We start from the raw sequence: 601 nt of genomic DNA, 5'->3' as shown, positions 1-601 counted from the left end.
CTCGATCTCTTCACCAACTTTAACGATACCGGTCTCAACACGGCCGGTAACAACTGTACCACGACCGGAAATTGAGAACACATCTTCGATAGGCATCAAGAAGGCTTGGTCAACTGGACGCTCTGGCTGTGGGATCGCTTCATCAACGGCCTTCATCAGCTCAAGAATCTTATTCTTGCCGATTTCATCGTCACGACCTTCAAGCGCTGCAAGGGCAGAACCAGATACGATTGGAATATCGTCGCCCGGGAAGTCGTAAGAAGATAGAAGCTCACGAATTTCCATTTCAACGAGCTCTAAAAGCTCTTCGTCATCAACCTGATCAACCTTGTTCAAGAAAACAACAAGTGCCGGAACACCAACCTGACGTGCAAGAAGGATGTGCTCACGTGTTTGTGGCATTGGACCATCAGCTGCGTTAACAACCAAGATCGCGCCATCCATCTGAGCAGCACCAGTGATCATGTTCTTAACATAGTCAGCGTGACCTGGGCAATCAACGTGCGCATAGTGACGTGCTTCTGTTTCATACTCAACGTGAGCTGTAGAAATCGTGATACCACGCGCACGCTCTTCTGGTGCTTTGTCAATATCTGCGAAA

1 protein-coding gene is annotated in these 601 nt (G+C 48.6%); it reads right to left on the bottom strand.

Annotation, left to right across the window (positions count from 1 at the left end; all coding sequences use genetic code 11):
• Nucleotides 1–601: GTP-binding protein (locus ACFSKO_RS21050; protein ID WP_380255436.1), on the bottom strand; the 601-nt coding region annotated here is incomplete at both ends.

Origin of the sequence: Kiloniella antarctica, from assembly GCF_042682825.1 — a bacterium.
In the GTDB taxonomy this organism is placed as follows: domain Bacteria; phylum Pseudomonadota; class Alphaproteobacteria; order Kiloniellales; family Kiloniellaceae; genus Kiloniella; species Kiloniella antarctica.
Note: the sequence above shows the minus strand (reverse complement) of the source record. Positions and strands in the feature narration are given on the sequence as shown.